Annotated in this window: 14 protein-coding genes and 2 pseudogenes; 3 read left to right on the forward strand and 13 right to left on the reverse strand. The window is 55.7% G+C overall.

What is annotated here, in order from left to right; all coding sequences use genetic code 11:
- The first annotated feature begins 14 nt into the window (after positions 1-14).
- The 3 genes and pseudogenes from SIB38_RS03855 to SIB38_RS03865 all read left to right on the forward strand — a co-directional run.
- Complete coding sequence (locus SIB38_RS03855) at positions 15-602, forward strand: transposase (RefSeq protein WP_412551452.1); 588 nt, start codon at positions 15-17, stop codon at positions 600-602.
- Between the two features lie 9 nt (positions 603-611).
- Positions 612-748 (forward strand): annotated as a pseudogene (locus tag SIB38_RS03860) (IS3 family transposase); the annotation flags it as partial.
- Positions 749-905: 157 nt separating this feature from the next.
- Positions 906-1653 (forward strand): annotated as a pseudogene (locus SIB38_RS03865) (transposase); the annotation flags it as partial.
- 30 nt (positions 1654-1683) lie between these two features.
- On the opposite strand, the gene SIB38_RS03870 reads toward SIB38_RS03865, so the two are convergent.
- From SIB38_RS03870 to SIB38_RS03930, 13 genes are all read right to left on the reverse strand, one after another.
- Positions 1684-2289, reverse strand: coding sequence for a hypothetical protein (locus SIB38_RS03870; RefSeq protein WP_412551453.1), 606 nt, complete (start codon positions 2287-2289; stop codon positions 1684-1686).
- A 207-nt stretch (positions 2290-2496) separates the two neighbouring features.
- Complete coding sequence (locus SIB38_RS03875; RefSeq protein ID WP_412551454.1) at positions 2497-3135, reverse strand: hypothetical protein; 639 nt, start codon at positions 3133-3135, stop codon at positions 2497-2499.
- Between the two features lie 797 nt (positions 3136-3932).
- A complete protein-coding gene (locus tag SIB38_RS03880; RefSeq protein WP_412551455.1) occupies positions 3933-5468 on the reverse strand; it encodes a YfjI family protein in 1536 nt (511 codons plus the stop codon).
- Positions 5465-6382 (reverse strand): toprim domain-containing protein, encoded by a 918-nt coding sequence (locus SIB38_RS03885; protein ID WP_412551456.1) that lies wholly within the window; start codon positions 6380-6382, stop codon positions 5465-5467. The genes SIB38_RS03880 and SIB38_RS03885 overlap by 4 nt, the downstream gene beginning before the upstream one ends.
- Before the next feature lie 257 nt (positions 6383-6639).
- A complete protein-coding gene (locus SIB38_RS03890; RefSeq protein ID WP_412551457.1) occupies positions 6640-6813 on the reverse strand; it encodes a helix-turn-helix transcriptional regulator in 174 nt (57 codons plus the stop codon).
- Between the two features lie 111 nt (positions 6814-6924).
- On the reverse strand, positions 6925-7542 hold the full coding sequence (locus tag SIB38_RS03895; protein ID WP_412551458.1) for a hypothetical protein: 618 nt from the start codon (positions 7540-7542) through the stop codon (positions 6925-6927).
- Positions 7543-7569: 27 nt separating this feature from the next.
- On the reverse strand, positions 7570-8793 hold the full coding sequence (locus SIB38_RS03900; RefSeq protein ID WP_412551459.1) for a tyrosine-type recombinase/integrase: 1224 nt from the start codon (positions 8791-8793) through the stop codon (positions 7570-7572).
- A 321-nt stretch (positions 8794-9114) separates the two neighbouring features.
- Positions 9115-9519: a RidA family protein gene (locus SIB38_RS03905; protein ID WP_412551460.1), complete on the reverse strand. Its 405-nt coding sequence runs from the start codon at positions 9517-9519 to the stop codon at positions 9115-9117.
- Positions 9520-9570: 51 nt separating this feature from the next.
- The gene (locus tag SIB38_RS03910; protein ID WP_294116749.1) at positions 9571-10626 is read right to left on the reverse strand and encodes a D-TA family PLP-dependent enzyme; all 1056 of its coding nucleotides are present in this window, start codon (positions 10624-10626) and stop codon (positions 9571-9573) included.
- Positions 10623-12089 (reverse strand): M81 family metallopeptidase, encoded by a 1467-nt coding sequence (locus SIB38_RS03915; protein ID WP_412551461.1) that lies wholly within the window; start codon positions 12087-12089, stop codon positions 10623-10625. The genes SIB38_RS03910 and SIB38_RS03915 overlap by 4 nt, the downstream gene beginning before the upstream one ends.
- Before the next feature lie 93 nt (positions 12090-12182).
- A complete protein-coding gene (locus tag SIB38_RS03920; protein WP_412551462.1) occupies positions 12183-13220 on the reverse strand; it encodes a DctP family TRAP transporter solute-binding subunit in 1038 nt (345 codons plus the stop codon).
- A 32-nt stretch (positions 13221-13252) separates the two neighbouring features.
- Positions 13253-14536 (reverse strand): TRAP transporter large permease, encoded by a 1284-nt coding sequence (locus SIB38_RS03925; RefSeq protein WP_294116746.1) that lies wholly within the window; start codon positions 14534-14536, stop codon positions 13253-13255.
- Positions 14533-15054, reverse strand: a complete 522-nt coding sequence (locus SIB38_RS03930; protein WP_412551463.1) for a TRAP transporter small permease — start codon at positions 15052-15054, stop codon at positions 14533-14535. The genes SIB38_RS03925 and SIB38_RS03930 overlap by 4 nt, the downstream gene beginning before the upstream one ends.
- Between the last annotated feature and the right edge of the window lie 11 nt (positions 15055-15065).

Consider the following 15065-nt stretch of genomic DNA (forward strand, 5'->3'; position numbering starts at 1 on the left):
CACGCAAGCAGGCGATGGACGCGGTGAAGACCGCTAAACTACAGCTCTTGAACTTTCTATTGCGCCATGGCCTTCGTTACGAGAGTGGGCAATACTGGACACAGCGCCATCGACGTTGGCTCGCGGAAATGCGGAAGTTCCGCTTCCCGCATCAACAACTGGCATTCGAAGAGTACAAACGCGCGATCGCCCAGGTCGAGGATCGGGTTTCAACATTGAATACGGCCATCGAAGGCGCGATTCCGGATTGGCATTTTGCGCCCGTGGTTGATGCCCTGCGTGCTCTGCGCGGCGTCAACACCACCATCGCAGCCACTGTGGTCGCAGAGATCGGGGATATCACGCGGTTCGAGAACCCTCGGCAGTTGATGGCTTGGCTCGGGCTTGTCCCAAGTGAGCACTCCAGCGGGAACACAACGCGACTTGGACGGTTGACCAAGACGGGCAATGCATTGGCTCGCACGATGCTTGTCGAGGCCGGGTGGTCATATCGCCACCCTCCGAAAGAAGGGTATCCATACCTGAAGCGTTCGGCGCATTTTGAGAGTACCTCAAAGTGTGGGGCAGTTAGGCGGCCATGGGCGTTTCCTTGGTTGGTTTGAGGTACTCTCCAATACTGCTCACACGACTACCAGAAAATCCTGCGCCAGCATGGGTTCCAGGCATCAATGGCTTCTACAATCCGCGCCGCAGGCATTCAGCACTTGACTGGAAAAGCCCCCTGGCCTTCGAAGCAAAGGCTGCATAAGTGAGAAATCGGAGCGGCACGAAAACTGGACAGGTCCACTTAGCGCAAACCAGAAACGCTTAGATCGGGATCGTTTCATCCAGGTAGTAGTAGATCACTCTCGCGCCGCCTCGCTTGCCGCGACCGGAAGCTGCAACCCGGACTTTCCTAACGCCGCTTGCAGGAGACGGAACTGTCGCAGCGTGAGTTGGCAGTGACGTTCACGGATCAAGAGCGCTATTTTGTGTCGGAATCCACAGTATATCGTGTGCTGAAAGCCCACGACCTGATCACCAGTCCCGCCTTCATCGTGCTCAAGGCGGCGAACGAGTTCAAAGACCAAACAACCGCGATCAATAGCTCTGGCAGACAGACTTAACTACATCAAGGTCCTTGGCTGGGGCTGGTTCTATCTCAGCACGCTTCTCGACGATTACAGCCGTTACATCGTATCTTGGAAGCTTTGCACAAGCATGCGGGCTGAAGACGTTGCCGATACGCTGGACCTCGCATTGCAAGCGTCTGGCTGTGATCAGGTGTATGTCGTTCACAAACCGGGCCTGCTCAGTGACAACGGTTCCAGCTATGTCTCAGGGGACCTGGCGGAATGGTTGAAAGACAAAGGCATGAAGCACTCTCGTGGCGCGCCATATCATCCGCAAACCCAAGGCAAGATCGAACGATGGCATCAAACCTTGAAAAACCGCATCTTACTGGAAAACTACTTCCTGCCTGGTGATCTCAAAGCGCAAATCGAAGCCTTCGTCGACCACTACAATCATCAACGCTATCACGAGAGCATCAACAACGTCACACCGGCCGACGTCTACTTAGGGCGTGACAAAGCCATTCTGAAACAACGCGAAAGGATCAAACTAAAGACGCTCGAAACGCGATGCTTGCATCACAGACATCGCGCCGCATAATCAAACCAACCAGATGAGCCAAACTCTCTCTTAGTTTAGGCCGCCATTGGACCCCAAAACCCTGACGACGGACACCTTCATCGAGAGTTCGGCAACCAAGCAAATCGGCTGAATGACCGAGTCGTGGCTGAATGAGGTCGGTAGCGTGTTGGCGACATCCTCGACGTTTGACCGCGCCATGCGCCATAATGTCGTTGCCGCCGGTATCGCGTTTTCGACTTCACTCAGGCCATTGGTGAAATCGTGGAGGTCGGCGACAGAGAAAGCGACGTCCCCCGCAATTGCTTTATCCTGTCGGCACCAGATCCACCATTCCTTAGCGCTGGCGAAGCCCGCGACCTGCCAAGGTTGGAGAGAGACCCGGCCGAACGCAACCTGAAAGGTCAACTTGCGGACCTGATCAATGGAGGCGGCGAAACCTATCCCGGCGCCTGGCCAGTTGGTGTCGACCTCGGGCATCATGGCGGCATAGGCGTCCATGATCCGCTTGACCTCAGGGTTCCCGCCTACGCCGATGACAAAGCTGGAGCCAAGGATTTCTGTCGCGGCCCTGAATGGCCTCTGATGGATATGGATACCTTCCTCTGCATGTTTCAGATCGAGACGACGCAGATCATCTAAAGTCCATGAACTCATGCTTGATCCGCCGTTGCTGCCGACTCCCGGTTCCGTTCTTGCTTGATGGGAATGGGAATATGATCGGGTGGCTCAAAACCGCGTAGGCGCAGCTTCGAGAATTGTGGGCTTGAAAGGTCAATGTCGAGCTCTGACGTGAAGGGGACGAGATAGGTACTTGCATCGAAACCATTGAAATTTATGCCTTCAGCCTTCAGCCTTCAGCCTTCAGCCTTCAGCCTTCAGCACCTTGAAGACCTTGCATGTAGCTGAGACAAAAATTGGCATAAGATCGAGGTATGCTTGATCGTTGGGGTATCTGTGCTGCGAACGGAGAGCGCGGATTTCTGGCAGTCCCAGTTGAGCATCGATTATCGTAAACCGATTGTTTGCTTTCGCACCTTTTACAGAGACATCCAGATATGGCGATGCGCGCGAAGGGTCGAGGCGTGCATCCAGATCGTCCAGTCTTACATGATGAGACATTAGGATAGGAGCGCCGTGAGCCGTCGGGTGGCTGGCGAGCAAAAAGGACGCGCCGAGCCAGGGTTTTATTCCACCTCGCTCAAGGTGTAGGTGTCGCTTCAGACTGGTGAAGAGCGGGTGATCGCGGTGATGGGTTGCGTTTCGTATGGCTATCATCAGAGCGGTATCGCCATGATCGAAATATGGAAATAGTTTCTTTGAAACGTCATAAAGCGTATGGAACGCCTCAAGCTTCATGTCGAAGCCAAGATCGACATTATCAATCGCTTCTTCGGCGTCGATCTTGAACCGCTCGCCAAAACGCATTTGCGCTTCAACGTAAATTCTCATGCTGTTCGCGAGCCTGCTGACTGCATTCTCGATGATTTTGCTGCTATTCAAAGGCTTATCTTTGCCGACACTCGGCTTGTCAGCCGTTTGTTTCCATCGTGGATTTTTTAAAAATAGGGCGTGAGAAATTCGATCTGCGAACTAGCTGAGTGGGTGTGCCATCTGTGGAATCGCTCGATAGTTTCGATTGATGCTTTCTACTTCAAAGCGATACTGGTTGCGACCCCGTCGAACGGCTGCTTCGTCCAGTCTCTACAAGGCCCCCACATGTTTTGCTGCTTCACACCTCGAAGGGCGGCCTTGGAGCAGCGGTGTTGCTGTACCCGGCACAGCTGAGCGTCGATAAAGGGTTCCATCGCAGACGCTCCACAGCTCGAAATGCTGCGCCCCGTAGCCCAGTGGCCGACCCGGGGAATGCCGCCGCGCAGCACCGACGAGGCTCGAACGTCCGCAATGGGCCGTGAGGTGTCATTTGAAGCGTATGATACGAGTCTTTGGGGCTGATTGGCGTGGACGAATTCCTCCCGAGGATACTGGCCAAAGTTCCTATCGAGAGCGGACGTCAGTAGCGGAATTGTTAGAGAATGTTAGCATTTCTCATCTTTGGATTCCCTTAATATTTGCCCCAACCTGCTCCAGAACGCCTTATGCGGTACACTTCTGGGTTTTGAAGGTTTATCGGGATTTGCGTATTAAATTGGATAAACCATCCAGCGTGAACGGAAAGGCCGAACACTGCCCTCGAGCGTTGCAACTCTCTTGCGACAGCGTGACAAAATCCGTCAAAACTAATCCAAATCAGCATTTTGGGGAGTTTTGTCGTTTTTTGTCGGCATGTCACACCTGTCCTAGTGCTTTCCTGGCCTTTTCGGCAGCGGCTTCGATTGATGTACCCTTGGGTTCACAAGGAAGGTTTTGCTTGGCCTTCCAAACCCATTGAACGGTTTCCTTCGAACCCAATGGAGATCAATCAAAACGGCCATTACTTTCTCCAGCTCTGCCGCGTTGATAGAGCCAATTATACGGTTTCTCTGGATGTCTCTGCTAGAGATTTCCCTCAGATTTTTGTCGAGTACACGCTTGGCAATACGTATCGCGTTCTCAACCTCCCCTGGTAGAGAAGCGGTGCCATAGGCGCGCTGGGCATGGCCAAGAAGATGTTTTCCGACATAGTGAACCGAACGTTTCACATGAGCGGCTTGGATAATTTGAGGGGCGCTCTTTTGACTAGAGGCGCCAGCCCAATCCAAATGAACCAAAATCAAAGCTATGCGGACCGCTAAGCCGGGCAACTTGCCAATGTGACTCCTCAAAGGACCTGTCGACACTTCTTCCAAGTCACTACAAGCCAGCCGAAAAGCGTTCAGTTCTTGTCGTGCCGCCTCGGTGAAAGTGAGGTAACCCGGGCTAAGTTGCCCCCTTTCGTTAGCGACAGGTTGTAGGTCGTGCAAGCTGCGAAGGACCCCTTCCATGAACCCTTGATTAAGATCTCTCTGCGGTCGCTTTGGAGAACGTGATGATGGGTAAACGGTGAGGAAACGAGCCAACAGGCCATCATCATCCGTTTTGACCAAGAGGCGGCTCAATTTTTCCGGCTGAATGCCACCTAGGACCGACACGCTGAGACACTCAACCTGAATGGGGTCAGGGCTCGACTTGCGGTCCACTGTGAAGCTGCGGCCGCCATATGCTTCTAGCCAAAAGGGACGGTCACCACCATTGCTGTATCGGTCCATCGAAAGCAGCCACCCCGAGAGTTCATCTCGCTGTAGGATTAGCCCTCTCCAGGTTTTTGCGAGCAAGTCCGCAATCTTTTCAGTTGTCGCATCAGTTATCCGAATACGGCTTTGAATAGGGCTTTCTTCAATGCGCGCCGCAGCCGGTTTTGGGGGAGCTTGCCCTCCTTCGGCAATCGAGTTTTTGACCCTTGATTTCCAATCTGCTTCTGCAATCTTGGCAACCTCGACTTCGTCTTGCCATCGCTGTTTGGCTGCTCTGTATTCCCCCTGTAGCTCCTCCTCTATAGGGCGCAGAGCATCCAGCACTGCATCCAATGCCGGGCTCTTGCCCGATGATGGATTGCCAACCAACATGGCCCAAATGATGCAGGGTTCGCGCCACCCCTCCCAGGGTGACGCCCAGCGCGTGTTGCCTATTGCTGCACTGGCCGTAGAAAGAAGCGCGAGAGCGACATAGTCGGGGGGTGCCCCCTTCACTTCGGCCGCATCGTTGATCCATCCTGAAACCGGCCCAAAGATCTTAAGGAAGTCTTGCTCTGACAGCTCGGGGGCAGGGGGATCGTGTGGCTCAAGAATCGACATGTCCGGCTCGGGCCATAATACCTCAGGGTCAATCGGGATAATTTTGGTTGTATCGCTACTCATGACCAATTCTCCCGCTGCAGAACATCGTTCCAGTCATTTCCTTCAGGTGCGTGCAGAAAGCTTACCACCCACCCATCTTGGTGGGCTCTCTGCCCAAGGGCATCGCCTGCAGATCGGCCGGCTGCGTCCCCATCTGTCGCAATAATCAACCGCCGAGGCGTGCTCGGAAGGCTGAAGTTGCGCATGCCTGATGTGGAAAGCGCCGCCCATATTTGTGGACTTCCAGAAACAAGCCCACTGGCGAGGCTCAAGCCCGTTTCAATGCCTTCACACACGACAAACGGGCCAGATCTGCCGGAGCACTCCACAGCACCTCCACGTACCGGCCCAAGCATTCGCTTTGACATAGCGGATTTGCTCTTAACGCTGGTATGCAAGAAGGTGCGATGCACACCTTCCGTTGGGCTGACCAGTGCGATCAAGGCCGGAGAGTACACGTTTGCATCCTTGTAGTATGCCTTGGGATGGAACCTCAAACTGGAAGGAAGGGGGCACGAGATGCCGCGATTGCGTAGATAACCCTCGGCCAACGTACCCGACACAGGCATCGCACTTTGCCAGAGTTCCCTTGCCTTTTTCAGATTGTGCTTCACGGCGCCGGAACGGGACTTCCAGCCTGGATCCCGAACTTTGGGATTAAGGCTCTTTGCTGACGGAGACGCGCCAAGCGCCCATATGATATCGTGAAAGCGGCAATTGGATTTGAAGCAGTAAACGAGCACGCGATCATCGCTGTATCCTATCGAGAGAGCTCTTTGGTCTGGTCGCCCTTCTGCCTGGCACACAGGGCATGGAGCCAAGCCATATCCGCCTTTCCAATCCCCTTTGGCTAACTCTGTGTAGAAATACGCATTGAAGCCTGGAGCATTGTGAACTCCCTTTTTGGCCATCTCATGTCTGTAATCTTCAGCCATCACCTTTGCTCCCCAAATACTAAGGAAGCCATCCCCAGAGCCACTGAGTGGTTCAAAGCATGCTTGCGCCGAAGATAACGGCATTGTTCCTCGATGAGGTTTTCCTGCCAATCGGATTTCCTGGCAGTAGCTGTGCTGCCAAAAGTATTTAATTTGAGCATGATATGCCCTTTCTTCTGGGCAAACGGGCGCTCGAGTTGTACTTTGAGTTTGCAGTTCAAGTACGCCCCGGTGCAGCCAGTCTGCCCGGGGTATCGTTATTTTTGCGAATGAGATTTGAGGACGTCATCGACGTCTTGCTCGAACCAGTACAGGCGGCCACCCAGTTTAACAGGTTCAGGCAAACGCCCGGCTTCGATATCACGGTAGATTGTTGTACGACCTCGGCCACCAAGCTTTTGGCGTAGTTGTGAGAAGTTGAGATAGTTCATTGCAGCACCTTAATGTTTCGGTGCCCCTTTGTGTCTCTTGGGTTAGATGCTGGCGTGGGGGAAAAAAATTATCCGCCAAAAAATATGAAACTCTCTCACCCAGCAACTGTGTCACTCGAAATTTGGCTCGATGTGTTGGGTAAATTCTTTTGGGACCCTAATAAGGTTCCATGATTGAGTATCCTGAATTTCCTCCATCAGCCGCTGAAAATACAGGGATATTTGAATAGCTTTTTCGAATTCCTCATTGTTTGTTTCAGCCGCCACTACGAGGTCAGGTATCCCTTCGAGTAAAGCCAAATAGTGCGCGATGCCTCGATATTTCCGGAATGCTCTCATCACGGTATCTTCTAGTGGGGAAGCTCGTGGCTTAGGTTCCAGATCTTCCAGTTTTCGAGCCACCGTTCTGGTTGCCTCCCTTAACGATGGGGCTTTCGCATTAGTTGATAGATGTTGGTGGATCTCCAGCAACACCCATCCGGCCAATCTCCTATTCTTGAGATCCTTCCGTAGCACGTTTTTCTCCACACCAACTCTGCTCATGCTTGGTTTGTCATCGCTAGAGATTTCGATTGGGACATTTTCTTCAGCACACATTGTGAGATAAAATGCTTCTATTTCTTTAGGATCTGGGCTGCACATTGCAGCTAGAAGCATTTTTCCGGGCCACCGTATTGGTGTCCCATTGGTTTCCCAAATCCGCAGGTAGGTCGGGGATGTGCTGTTCATTCTGGGGCCTCAATGTTGTGTTTGTTGTTAGTGAGAAGTCATCAAGTATTCATTCCAACGCTGCATTAACTCGCGACGCTGTTCGAGGAAGTCGTTGCGCGCATAGGATCGCTCGACAATGCTGCCAACTTGGTGGGCAAGCGCCGTTTCCGCGACGGCATAAAGGCTTGGATCGACTTCCGACACCCAAGACCGAAAGGTTGCGCGGAGCCCATGCGGACGATAAGCTTGCGGCCATTCCATCTCTGCCTGCGCCTTTCGCATGACATTCTCAATCGCCTGATCGCTGATGGGAGACACCTTGCCACGCCGGGCATTGGGTGTAGGAAAAAGTAACTCACAATTGGTCTGGTCTTGAGATATGTCGATCAGTTCTTGCATGCCTTTGGTCACCGGGATCCGAAAGCTGTCCACCTTTCCCTGACGCCCCTTCATGATCTCACCTTCAATCTCCCATATGTCATCGGTGAACTGATCAAAAGTCGCAGTTCGCACTGGCTTTAGTCGTGGTCCTCCCCCAACGAGGATATAGAGCTTTAGTGCTCTCTGTACGGTGTTTTGGGTATTCAGTGATTGAAAGAATCGGGGGAGCTCTTGCCATGGCATCGCCGGGTGGTGACGCACTTTAAGAGCCTGATCGCCAAGCAGTTGCCTCGCATTGGCGACCGCATTCAAGTTCACGTCCAACCCCAGTGCTGCAGCATGCTTTATGACGGCGGAAAGCCGTTGGATCGCCTTTTTAGCCGTCGCCGGCTTGTCCCGCCAAATCGGCGCCAAGGCTCGTTCGATATCGCGTTGATGGATTTCTTCGACTGGCATCGTGCCCAGCGCGGGAAGAACATAAAGACTGAGAGGTGAAAACCACCGTCCAGCCTTACCTTCCTCTTTCAATGTCCCTTTGAGGCTTTCAAAAGCGACGGGAGCAACTTCAGCCAGAGTCATGGCCTTGCGTGTGCCAGCGGCTTCTTCTTCCAGTCGGCGTTTTTCATCAATCGGATTGACCGGGTTTCGGCGATCCGTCATTAGATCCCGCCAGCGATCTCTCTCACCGCGCGCTTGTGCAAGCGAAAGCGACTGCACTGATCCCAGGCCCATTTCGTAGCGCTGCTTCAGGTAGGTGTATCGGAAGATCCAGCTCCCAGTGGGCCTGCCTTTACCATCGCGTCCAGTCAGTAGTAAGTACAGTCCGCCTCCGTCTGAGTATTTACCTGGTTCGGCCGTTTTTAGAAAGTTTGCTGCCAGAACGGACATCTCTCATTCCCCACATATTCCCCAAATTTCTTGATATAGGCTGGAGCAATTTGGAGCAATAGGAAACAAGTAGGTTGGTTTTAACAGCTGAAAATAAACAGAAAAGTATCAAGGTGAAGCATTCTGACTTCCGATGGAATACATACTTCGGTGCCTCTTCTGGGCACCAATCTTCTTCCAAACTCGGTCACTTGTTTGTCGCAGCGGCGAGATGCTTTTGCGCGGCTTTTTGCGTGTTGGTTGGCTCCCTCATCGCGGTTATTAAAGCGACACATGGCCCACCGATTGGCGGGCCATGCGGATGGTTTAGTCGTTTAGGACTTAGCCTTTGTCGAGCGGCTTGTAGACAACGGCGTCGATTTCGACTTTTGCGTCGACCATGATCTGGGAACGTACGGTGGAGCGTGCCGGGCCGCCGTTAGGGAAGTAGCTGGCGTACACCCGGTTAAAGGTCCAGAAGTCGCGCGGATCGTCGAGCCAGACGCCCACTTTGGCGATGTCTTCCAGGGTGCAATCGGCCAGTTCCAGCGCTTTGATCAGGTTTTCCATGGTGCGGCGGGTCTGGCTTTCGATGCCGCCGTCTTCGATCTCGCCGTTTTCTTTCATGGCCACCTGGCCGGAGATGAAGACAAAGTCGCCAGCGCGCACGGCCGGGGCAAATGGCAGGGGTTGTCCGCCTGCACCGGTGCGGTCATCGCCGAGACGTTCGATATTTTTGCTGCTCATATCTGAGAGTCCTTGTGTTTGGTTAACTGAGTAAAGGGTTGGGGGCGACGGTCACCAGACCTTACCGCGCGCGGCAACGGGGTGCGCGCCCTGTGGGGTGTCGCCACGGATCAGCTGCACCTCGTCCATCATGTTGGTCACCACGCAGGCGTGGTTGGGGATGATGCGCAGGCGGTCGCCGACGGAAAGGTTAATGGTGTCAGCGGTCAGGATGCCATGCTCTTCGGCGAGGCCGGAGATTGTGATGTCCGGGCGGCCAATGACTTTGCCGTGTCCTTGCAGGCCAAGTAGATCGGAGGTCAGTACTTTGGAGCCCGCGTCGATGATGGCGCGGGAGCCGTTGGGAACCGATACCACTGTGGCCAGGACCGTGAGGGCGCAGTCGTCTTCGGTGCAGACGCCATGGGCCACCAAGGAGCGGTCGTTGTAGATGTAGGTGCCAATCCGGTATTCGGTGGCAATGGGAACATCATGGGCCAGCCACATGCCAGGGGAGCTGCCGATGGAGACCACCGGGACCATCAGGCCAGAGGCAGAGATGAGATCAATGGCTGTGGACAGCCAGCTTTGCACCGCGGCTTCCTGACCGACCGGGGGGTGGGTCATCAGACCGCCAAAAGTCAGGCCGGGTTTTGCGTCAATGTAAGCTGCAAGATCGGCGGCTTGTTCCGGAGTCATCACGCCACAGCGTGCGCCGCCGGTGTCGCACTCGACCAGCACGGTCAGGGGCGTCGGGGCGTTGGCAAAGGTGTCTGAAAGCCCATCCACGGTTGTTGTGCTGTCGGCCACAACACTTAGGCGGACTGTGTCCGAGAGTGCGCGCAGGCAGGCCAGCTTTTCTGCACCCAATATGTTGTAGGTGATCAGCACATTCTCGACGCCGCCCTCCGAGATCATGGCCTCCGCCTCGCTAACTTTCTGGCAGCAGATCCCGACGGCGCCGGCTTCGAGTTGGCGTTTGGCCAGCAGGGGCAGCTTGTGGGTTTTGATGTGCGGGCGCAGGTGTAGCTTTTGATCGGTGCAGTAGGCTTGATAGCGGTCGATGTTGGCCTCAGCGATGTCGAGGTCAATCAGCACCGCGGGGGTGTCGATGGAGGGAAAACTCATGTCAGTTCCCCTTCGTGCGGGGCCTCAACGATGGGCCACAGCGGGCGCGTCAGGCGGGTGTAAGGAGTCGTGGTTGGGTCGTTCGGGTAGGGGCCGTTGACTGCTGCGTAGAGAATGTCTGCGGCTATGGGAGCAAAGGCGCCGTGGAAGTGGTTGGTGGATTTCACCGCCACAACCTGTTTTGCGGAGACGTCGATGCCCAGGTTGGTGAAGAGGTCCGGCGAGAAGGTCTGCGCACGGTTGGAATTGAGCACGACGTCGATCCCGTTTACGTTGATCACGGCGCAATCGCCCAAAGGCACAATGGAGTCGCCAAAGCTCTGGACCGCGTCGGTGGCGACTTTCCGCACGGTCACGGTGGCATCAATCGGAGCACCAGCGTGGGCGGAGGTTTTGCCGCCAAAGCGCAGCTGAAGCTCTGCGCCTTCGCCAGCGGCGTGGCAAAGGCGGACCGCCATGGGATCCCAGATAGTGCCGAGCGCCATATTGGCGACGTTCATGTCCAGTGCGGCCTGTAACAGAATGGTGGAATCACCCGCCACACCGCCGCCGGGATTGTCCCAGACATCGGCGATGATCACCGGGCCTGCGCTTGCCGCAGTGGCTTTGGCGAGGGAGTCTTCGACGGTGAGGAACTTGGGTTTGGTGGTGCCGCGAAAGGAAAACAGCTCTAGGCCCAACTCGCGGGCGAGAGCGGTTCCGGCAGGTTTGTTGCCATTGCTGATTACAATGATTTTGGCGCCGAGATCCGGGGAGTCGCCCGCCATAAAGCCGTGAATAGTGGAGATGGACAGGGCACTGCCGTCGGCTTCTAGCGCCATCATCTTGTCGACAAAGCCGCGCATTGGGTGACGGCTGGTGGGCAGCACGTCCATCATGCGCACGTCAAACACCGAGATTTGCGGGATGATCTCGCCACGGGCGGCGCGCAGGGTCAAGTCAACACAGGCTTCGCCGGTTTCGACAAAATCTGTGTGGGGAAATTCTTTGAACACCGTGATGATGTCGGCGTTTTTCACGCGTTTGTCGCTGAGGTGACTATGGGGGTCAAAGGTCACGCCAATGGTGACCGCAGGGCCAACAATCTCGCGCACGGCTTCGATCAGGGTGCCTTCGCAATCCACGCAGCCGTCGGCAATCATTGCGCCGTGTAAGCCCAGGACAACAGCGTCCACCGGCAGAGCGGCTTTCAACTGGTCCAGCACCTCTTCGCGCAGGCGATCCCAGGTGCGGGCGTTCACCAGGCCGCCGGGTTCCGCCCAGGTGGCGGTGCCTTCGATCAGCTCCACCTCACCTGCCTTGGCGCGCTTGCGCAGGGCGGGAAAGACCGCGCTGCAGAGGGTGGGTGTCTCCGGATGCTCTCCGGGCGGGGCATAAAAGCTCTGTGCAAAATCAGCAAAATCGGTGCGCAACGGCGAAAAAGTGTTGGTTTCGGTGGCAACCGAAGCACAGAAAACCCGCATGGTTTGGTCCTTTGTTTAACAAGGCGGGCAAGCATCCCGCTGGATGCTTGCCCAAGTCCCCACCCGCTTTTGGAGGATAGGGAGGGGATGATTTTAGTCGAGGTAGCTGGCAGCGTTTGCGGCCGCAACCTCGGACTTGAACTTGGCCAGAAGCTCACCGGCGCGGGCGTCCATGTTCTCTGCCACATGGGCTTCAAACGCAGGCTGGGCGGCGGATGCCATGGCTTCACGCTGCTCTGCGGACAGGGCGGTCACTTCGATTTTGTCCATCAGGCCAGCGAGACCACGATCAGAGGCTTCGATGATGCGGGACAGGCCACGGCTTGCAGCGACACAGCTTTCCGCTGCGGTGTGAATGGTGGCACGTTCACTGTCGCTCAGACCTTCATAAAACGCACGGTTGATCATGAAGGTGTATGGCGAGAACAGGTGGTTGGTCAGGGTCATGTGCTTTTGCACTTCGGCGAAGTTGGCAAAAGAAATGATTGGCACCGGGTTCATCTGGCCGTCGATCACACCGGTTTGCAGGCCGGAGTAGACTTCACCCCAAGACAGTGGGTAGGCCTCTGCACCGAGGGACTGCATGATCTTCTGGTGCGATGGCAGGGTCATGGTGCGGATGCGGATGCCTTCGAAGTCCTTCAGATCGGCAATAGGACGCTTGGAATTGGTGACCGCAAAGAAGCCACCGGTGTCCGGGAAGCCCAGAACCACAACGTCGCCAAGTTCCGCTTCGATGTCCGCGGCCAGCTCTTTGCCGAAGTCACCGTCGAATACTTCGTAGGTGGAGGCGTTGCCGTTGAAGGCAAATGGCAGGTTCAACACGTCGATGCGTGGGTAGTAGCTGGCCAGCGCGCCGGTGGAGGTCAGGGTGGCCTGGATAATGCCATCGCGAACCTGCTGCACGTGCTCTGCGGCGGAGCCAAGCTGGTTGGAGCCGAAGACTTCGACAGACACAGATCCGTTGGTGTCGGCGGTCACGATGTTGGAGAACACGGCGGTACATGCGTGTGCCGGGTTTTCAAAAGGATCGGTCTTGTTGTCGTGGCCAAATTTGATCACACCGCCAGCGGATGCGCTGGTCGCAGTCATTGTCGCGGCGATTGCCAGACCTTTGATAAGAGTTTTCATGGGTTCCTCCCGTTGGGTTTAGTTTTTGGTGGTTATTGAGCAAAGCCGAGCATTCGAGGCAGCCAGAGTGCGGCGTCTTCCCAGAAGGCAAAGGCAAATAGGATGGCGACTTCGGCGAGCAGGAACGGGAACAGCTTGATGGAGATGCGTTCCAGTTTTTCGCCGGTGACCGAAGATAAGACAAAGAGGCAGGCGCCGACCGGGGGCGTCATCAGAGAGATGTTGAGCGCCAGGACAAAGATGATGCCGGCGTGGATGGGTTCGAGGCCAACCTGTTCCGTGAGGGGAACCAGCACCGGGGCAAGGATGATCAAGATGGCGGTTATGTCCATCACCATGCCGACCAGCAAAAGCAGGCCGATGATAATGGCGATAACGGCGTAACGGTTGTCCGAGAGGCCAAGCACGGTTTCGGCCAGCAGTTGTGGGATGCGCTCAAAGCTCATCCACCAGCCCAGGATGCCTGCGAATGCAATGATCACAAAGATCACGCCGGTGATGCGAGCGGTGCGCACCAGCATGCCGTAGAAGCCTTTGATGGTCAGGGTGCGGTAGACAAAGACACCGATGAAGACGGCATAGGCCACGGCGATGGAGGCCGCTTCGGTGGGGGTTACAACGCCGCCCAGAATGCCGCCGAGGATGATGACGGGCATGGCGAGAGCTGTGAGTGACGAGACAAAGGTGTCCCAGACTTCACGGGGCGTGGCACCGCGCACCGCTTTGGGCAGGTTTTCGCGTTTGCCGCCAATGGCAATGACGCTCATGCAAACAAGGCAGATTACGAGCCCGGGCAGGACGCCAGCTGCAAACAGGCCTGCGATCGAGACGCCCATCAAGGAGCCATAGACCACCATCAGACCCGAAGGCGGAATGGTGGGGCCAATGATGGAACCAGCGGCGGTGACGGCACAGGCGTAGTCGCGCTTGTAGCCTTCTTTGACCATCGCGGGGACAAGCGTGCGGCCAAAGGCGGCGGCGTCAGCAGTGGCAGAGCCGGTGAGTCCAGCAAAGAAGACTGAGGCCAGCATATTGGTGTGGGCGAGGCCGCCGCGGAAGCGTCCAACCAGCACCTGCGCCAACTTCACCAAGCGGTTGGTGATGCCGATGTCGTTCATGATTTCACCGGCGAGGATGAAAAACGGCATGGCGAGGAAGGGAAAAATATTCAGACCGTTGAAGACTTTACTTGGGCCGACGGCAAGAAACTGGGTTCCGGCCATGTCGATGAGGCCAACAACACCTGCCAACCCGATGGCAAAGCCGATGGGCATGCCAAAGAGGATCAAGGTCACGAAAGCAATGGCGACAATCATGAGGTTTCCTCCTCGAGGTGGTCAGAGAAGGGTGGGTTGTCGATGTGGATGCCAAGGTCTCGGATCAGCACGAGAGTAAGCTGCAGTGAGGACAGAAATGCGGCGACTGGAATAGCGGCATAAAAGGGCGCAAGGCTGACGCCAAAGATCATGGCCTGACGTGGGGCGCCAGATTGTGCAAAGGCGAAGCCGTACCACGCCACATAGAGGAACAGCGCCAATGCCAACACGTCCATAGCGATCAGCATCGCGCGGCGCAGTGAATAAGGCAGGACCATGATGAAAGCGGTCAGACCAATGTGGTCGCGTCGCGCAATGCCGGAGGACACGGCCAGCATTGCAGCCCAAATCATCAGGTAGCGGGCCAGAGTCTCAGGCCAGGGCAATTGCCAATGAAAGAAGTAGCGGTCGACCACCCCCAGCCACACATCGAGCACCAATGCGAGCATCAGAGCTGCAACAATGGCCTCAACGATGGTGTTGATTTTCGCGCTGGCAGATTCCGCCCAGTGACGCATCGGCCCCCTCC

The sequence above is a fragment of the Shimia sp. MIT910701 genome (assembly GCF_047126315.1).
Classification (GTDB): Bacteria; Pseudomonadota; Alphaproteobacteria; order Rhodobacterales; family Rhodobacteraceae; genus Shimia.

Bases quoted from the DNA above. Each gene is read 5' to 3' on its own strand.
- SIB38_RS03855 (WP_412551452.1), top strand. From the start codon at position 15: ATGGACGCGGTGAAGACCGCTAAACTACAGCTCTTGAACTTTCTATTG.
- SIB38_RS03870 (WP_412551453.1), bottom strand. From the start codon at position 2,289: ATGAGTTCATGGACTTTAGATGATCTGCGTCGTCTCGATCTGAAACAT.
- SIB38_RS03880 (WP_412551455.1), bottom strand. From the start codon at position 5,468: ATGAGTAGCGATACAACCAAAATTATCCCGATTGACCCTGAGGTATTA.
- SIB38_RS03885 (WP_412551456.1), bottom strand. From the start codon at position 6,382: ATGGCTGAAGATTACAGACATGAGATGGCCAAAAAGGGAGTTCACAAT.
- SIB38_RS03890 (WP_412551457.1), bottom strand. From the start codon at position 6,813: ATGAACTATCTCAACTTCTCACAACTACGCCAAAAGCTTGGTGGCCGA.
- SIB38_RS03895 (WP_412551458.1), bottom strand. From the start codon at position 7,542: ATGAACAGCACATCCCCGACCTACCTGCGGATTTGGGAAACCAATGGG.
- SIB38_RS03900 (WP_412551459.1), bottom strand. From the start codon at position 8,793: ATGTCCGTTCTGGCAGCAAACTTTCTAAAAACGGCCGAACCAGGTAAA.
- SIB38_RS03905 (WP_412551460.1), bottom strand. From the start codon at position 9,519: ATGAGCAGCAAAAATATCGAACGTCTCGGCGATGACCGCACCGGTGCA.
- SIB38_RS03910 (WP_294116749.1), bottom strand. From the start codon at position 10,626: ATGAGTTTTCCCTCCATCGACACCCCCGCGGTGCTGATTGACCTCGAC.
- SIB38_RS03915 (WP_412551461.1), bottom strand. From the start codon at position 12,089: ATGCGGGTTTTCTGTGCTTCGGTTGCCACCGAAACCAACACTTTTTCG.
- SIB38_RS03920 (WP_412551462.1), bottom strand. From the start codon at position 13,220: ATGAAAACTCTTATCAAAGGTCTGGCAATCGCCGCGACAATGACTGCG.
- SIB38_RS03925 (WP_294116746.1), bottom strand. From the start codon at position 14,536: ATGATTGTCGCCATTGCTTTCGTGACCTTGATCCTCTTTGGCATGCCC.
- SIB38_RS03930 (WP_412551463.1), bottom strand. From the start codon at position 15,054: ATGCGTCACTGGGCGGAATCTGCCAGCGCGAAAATCAACACCATCGTT.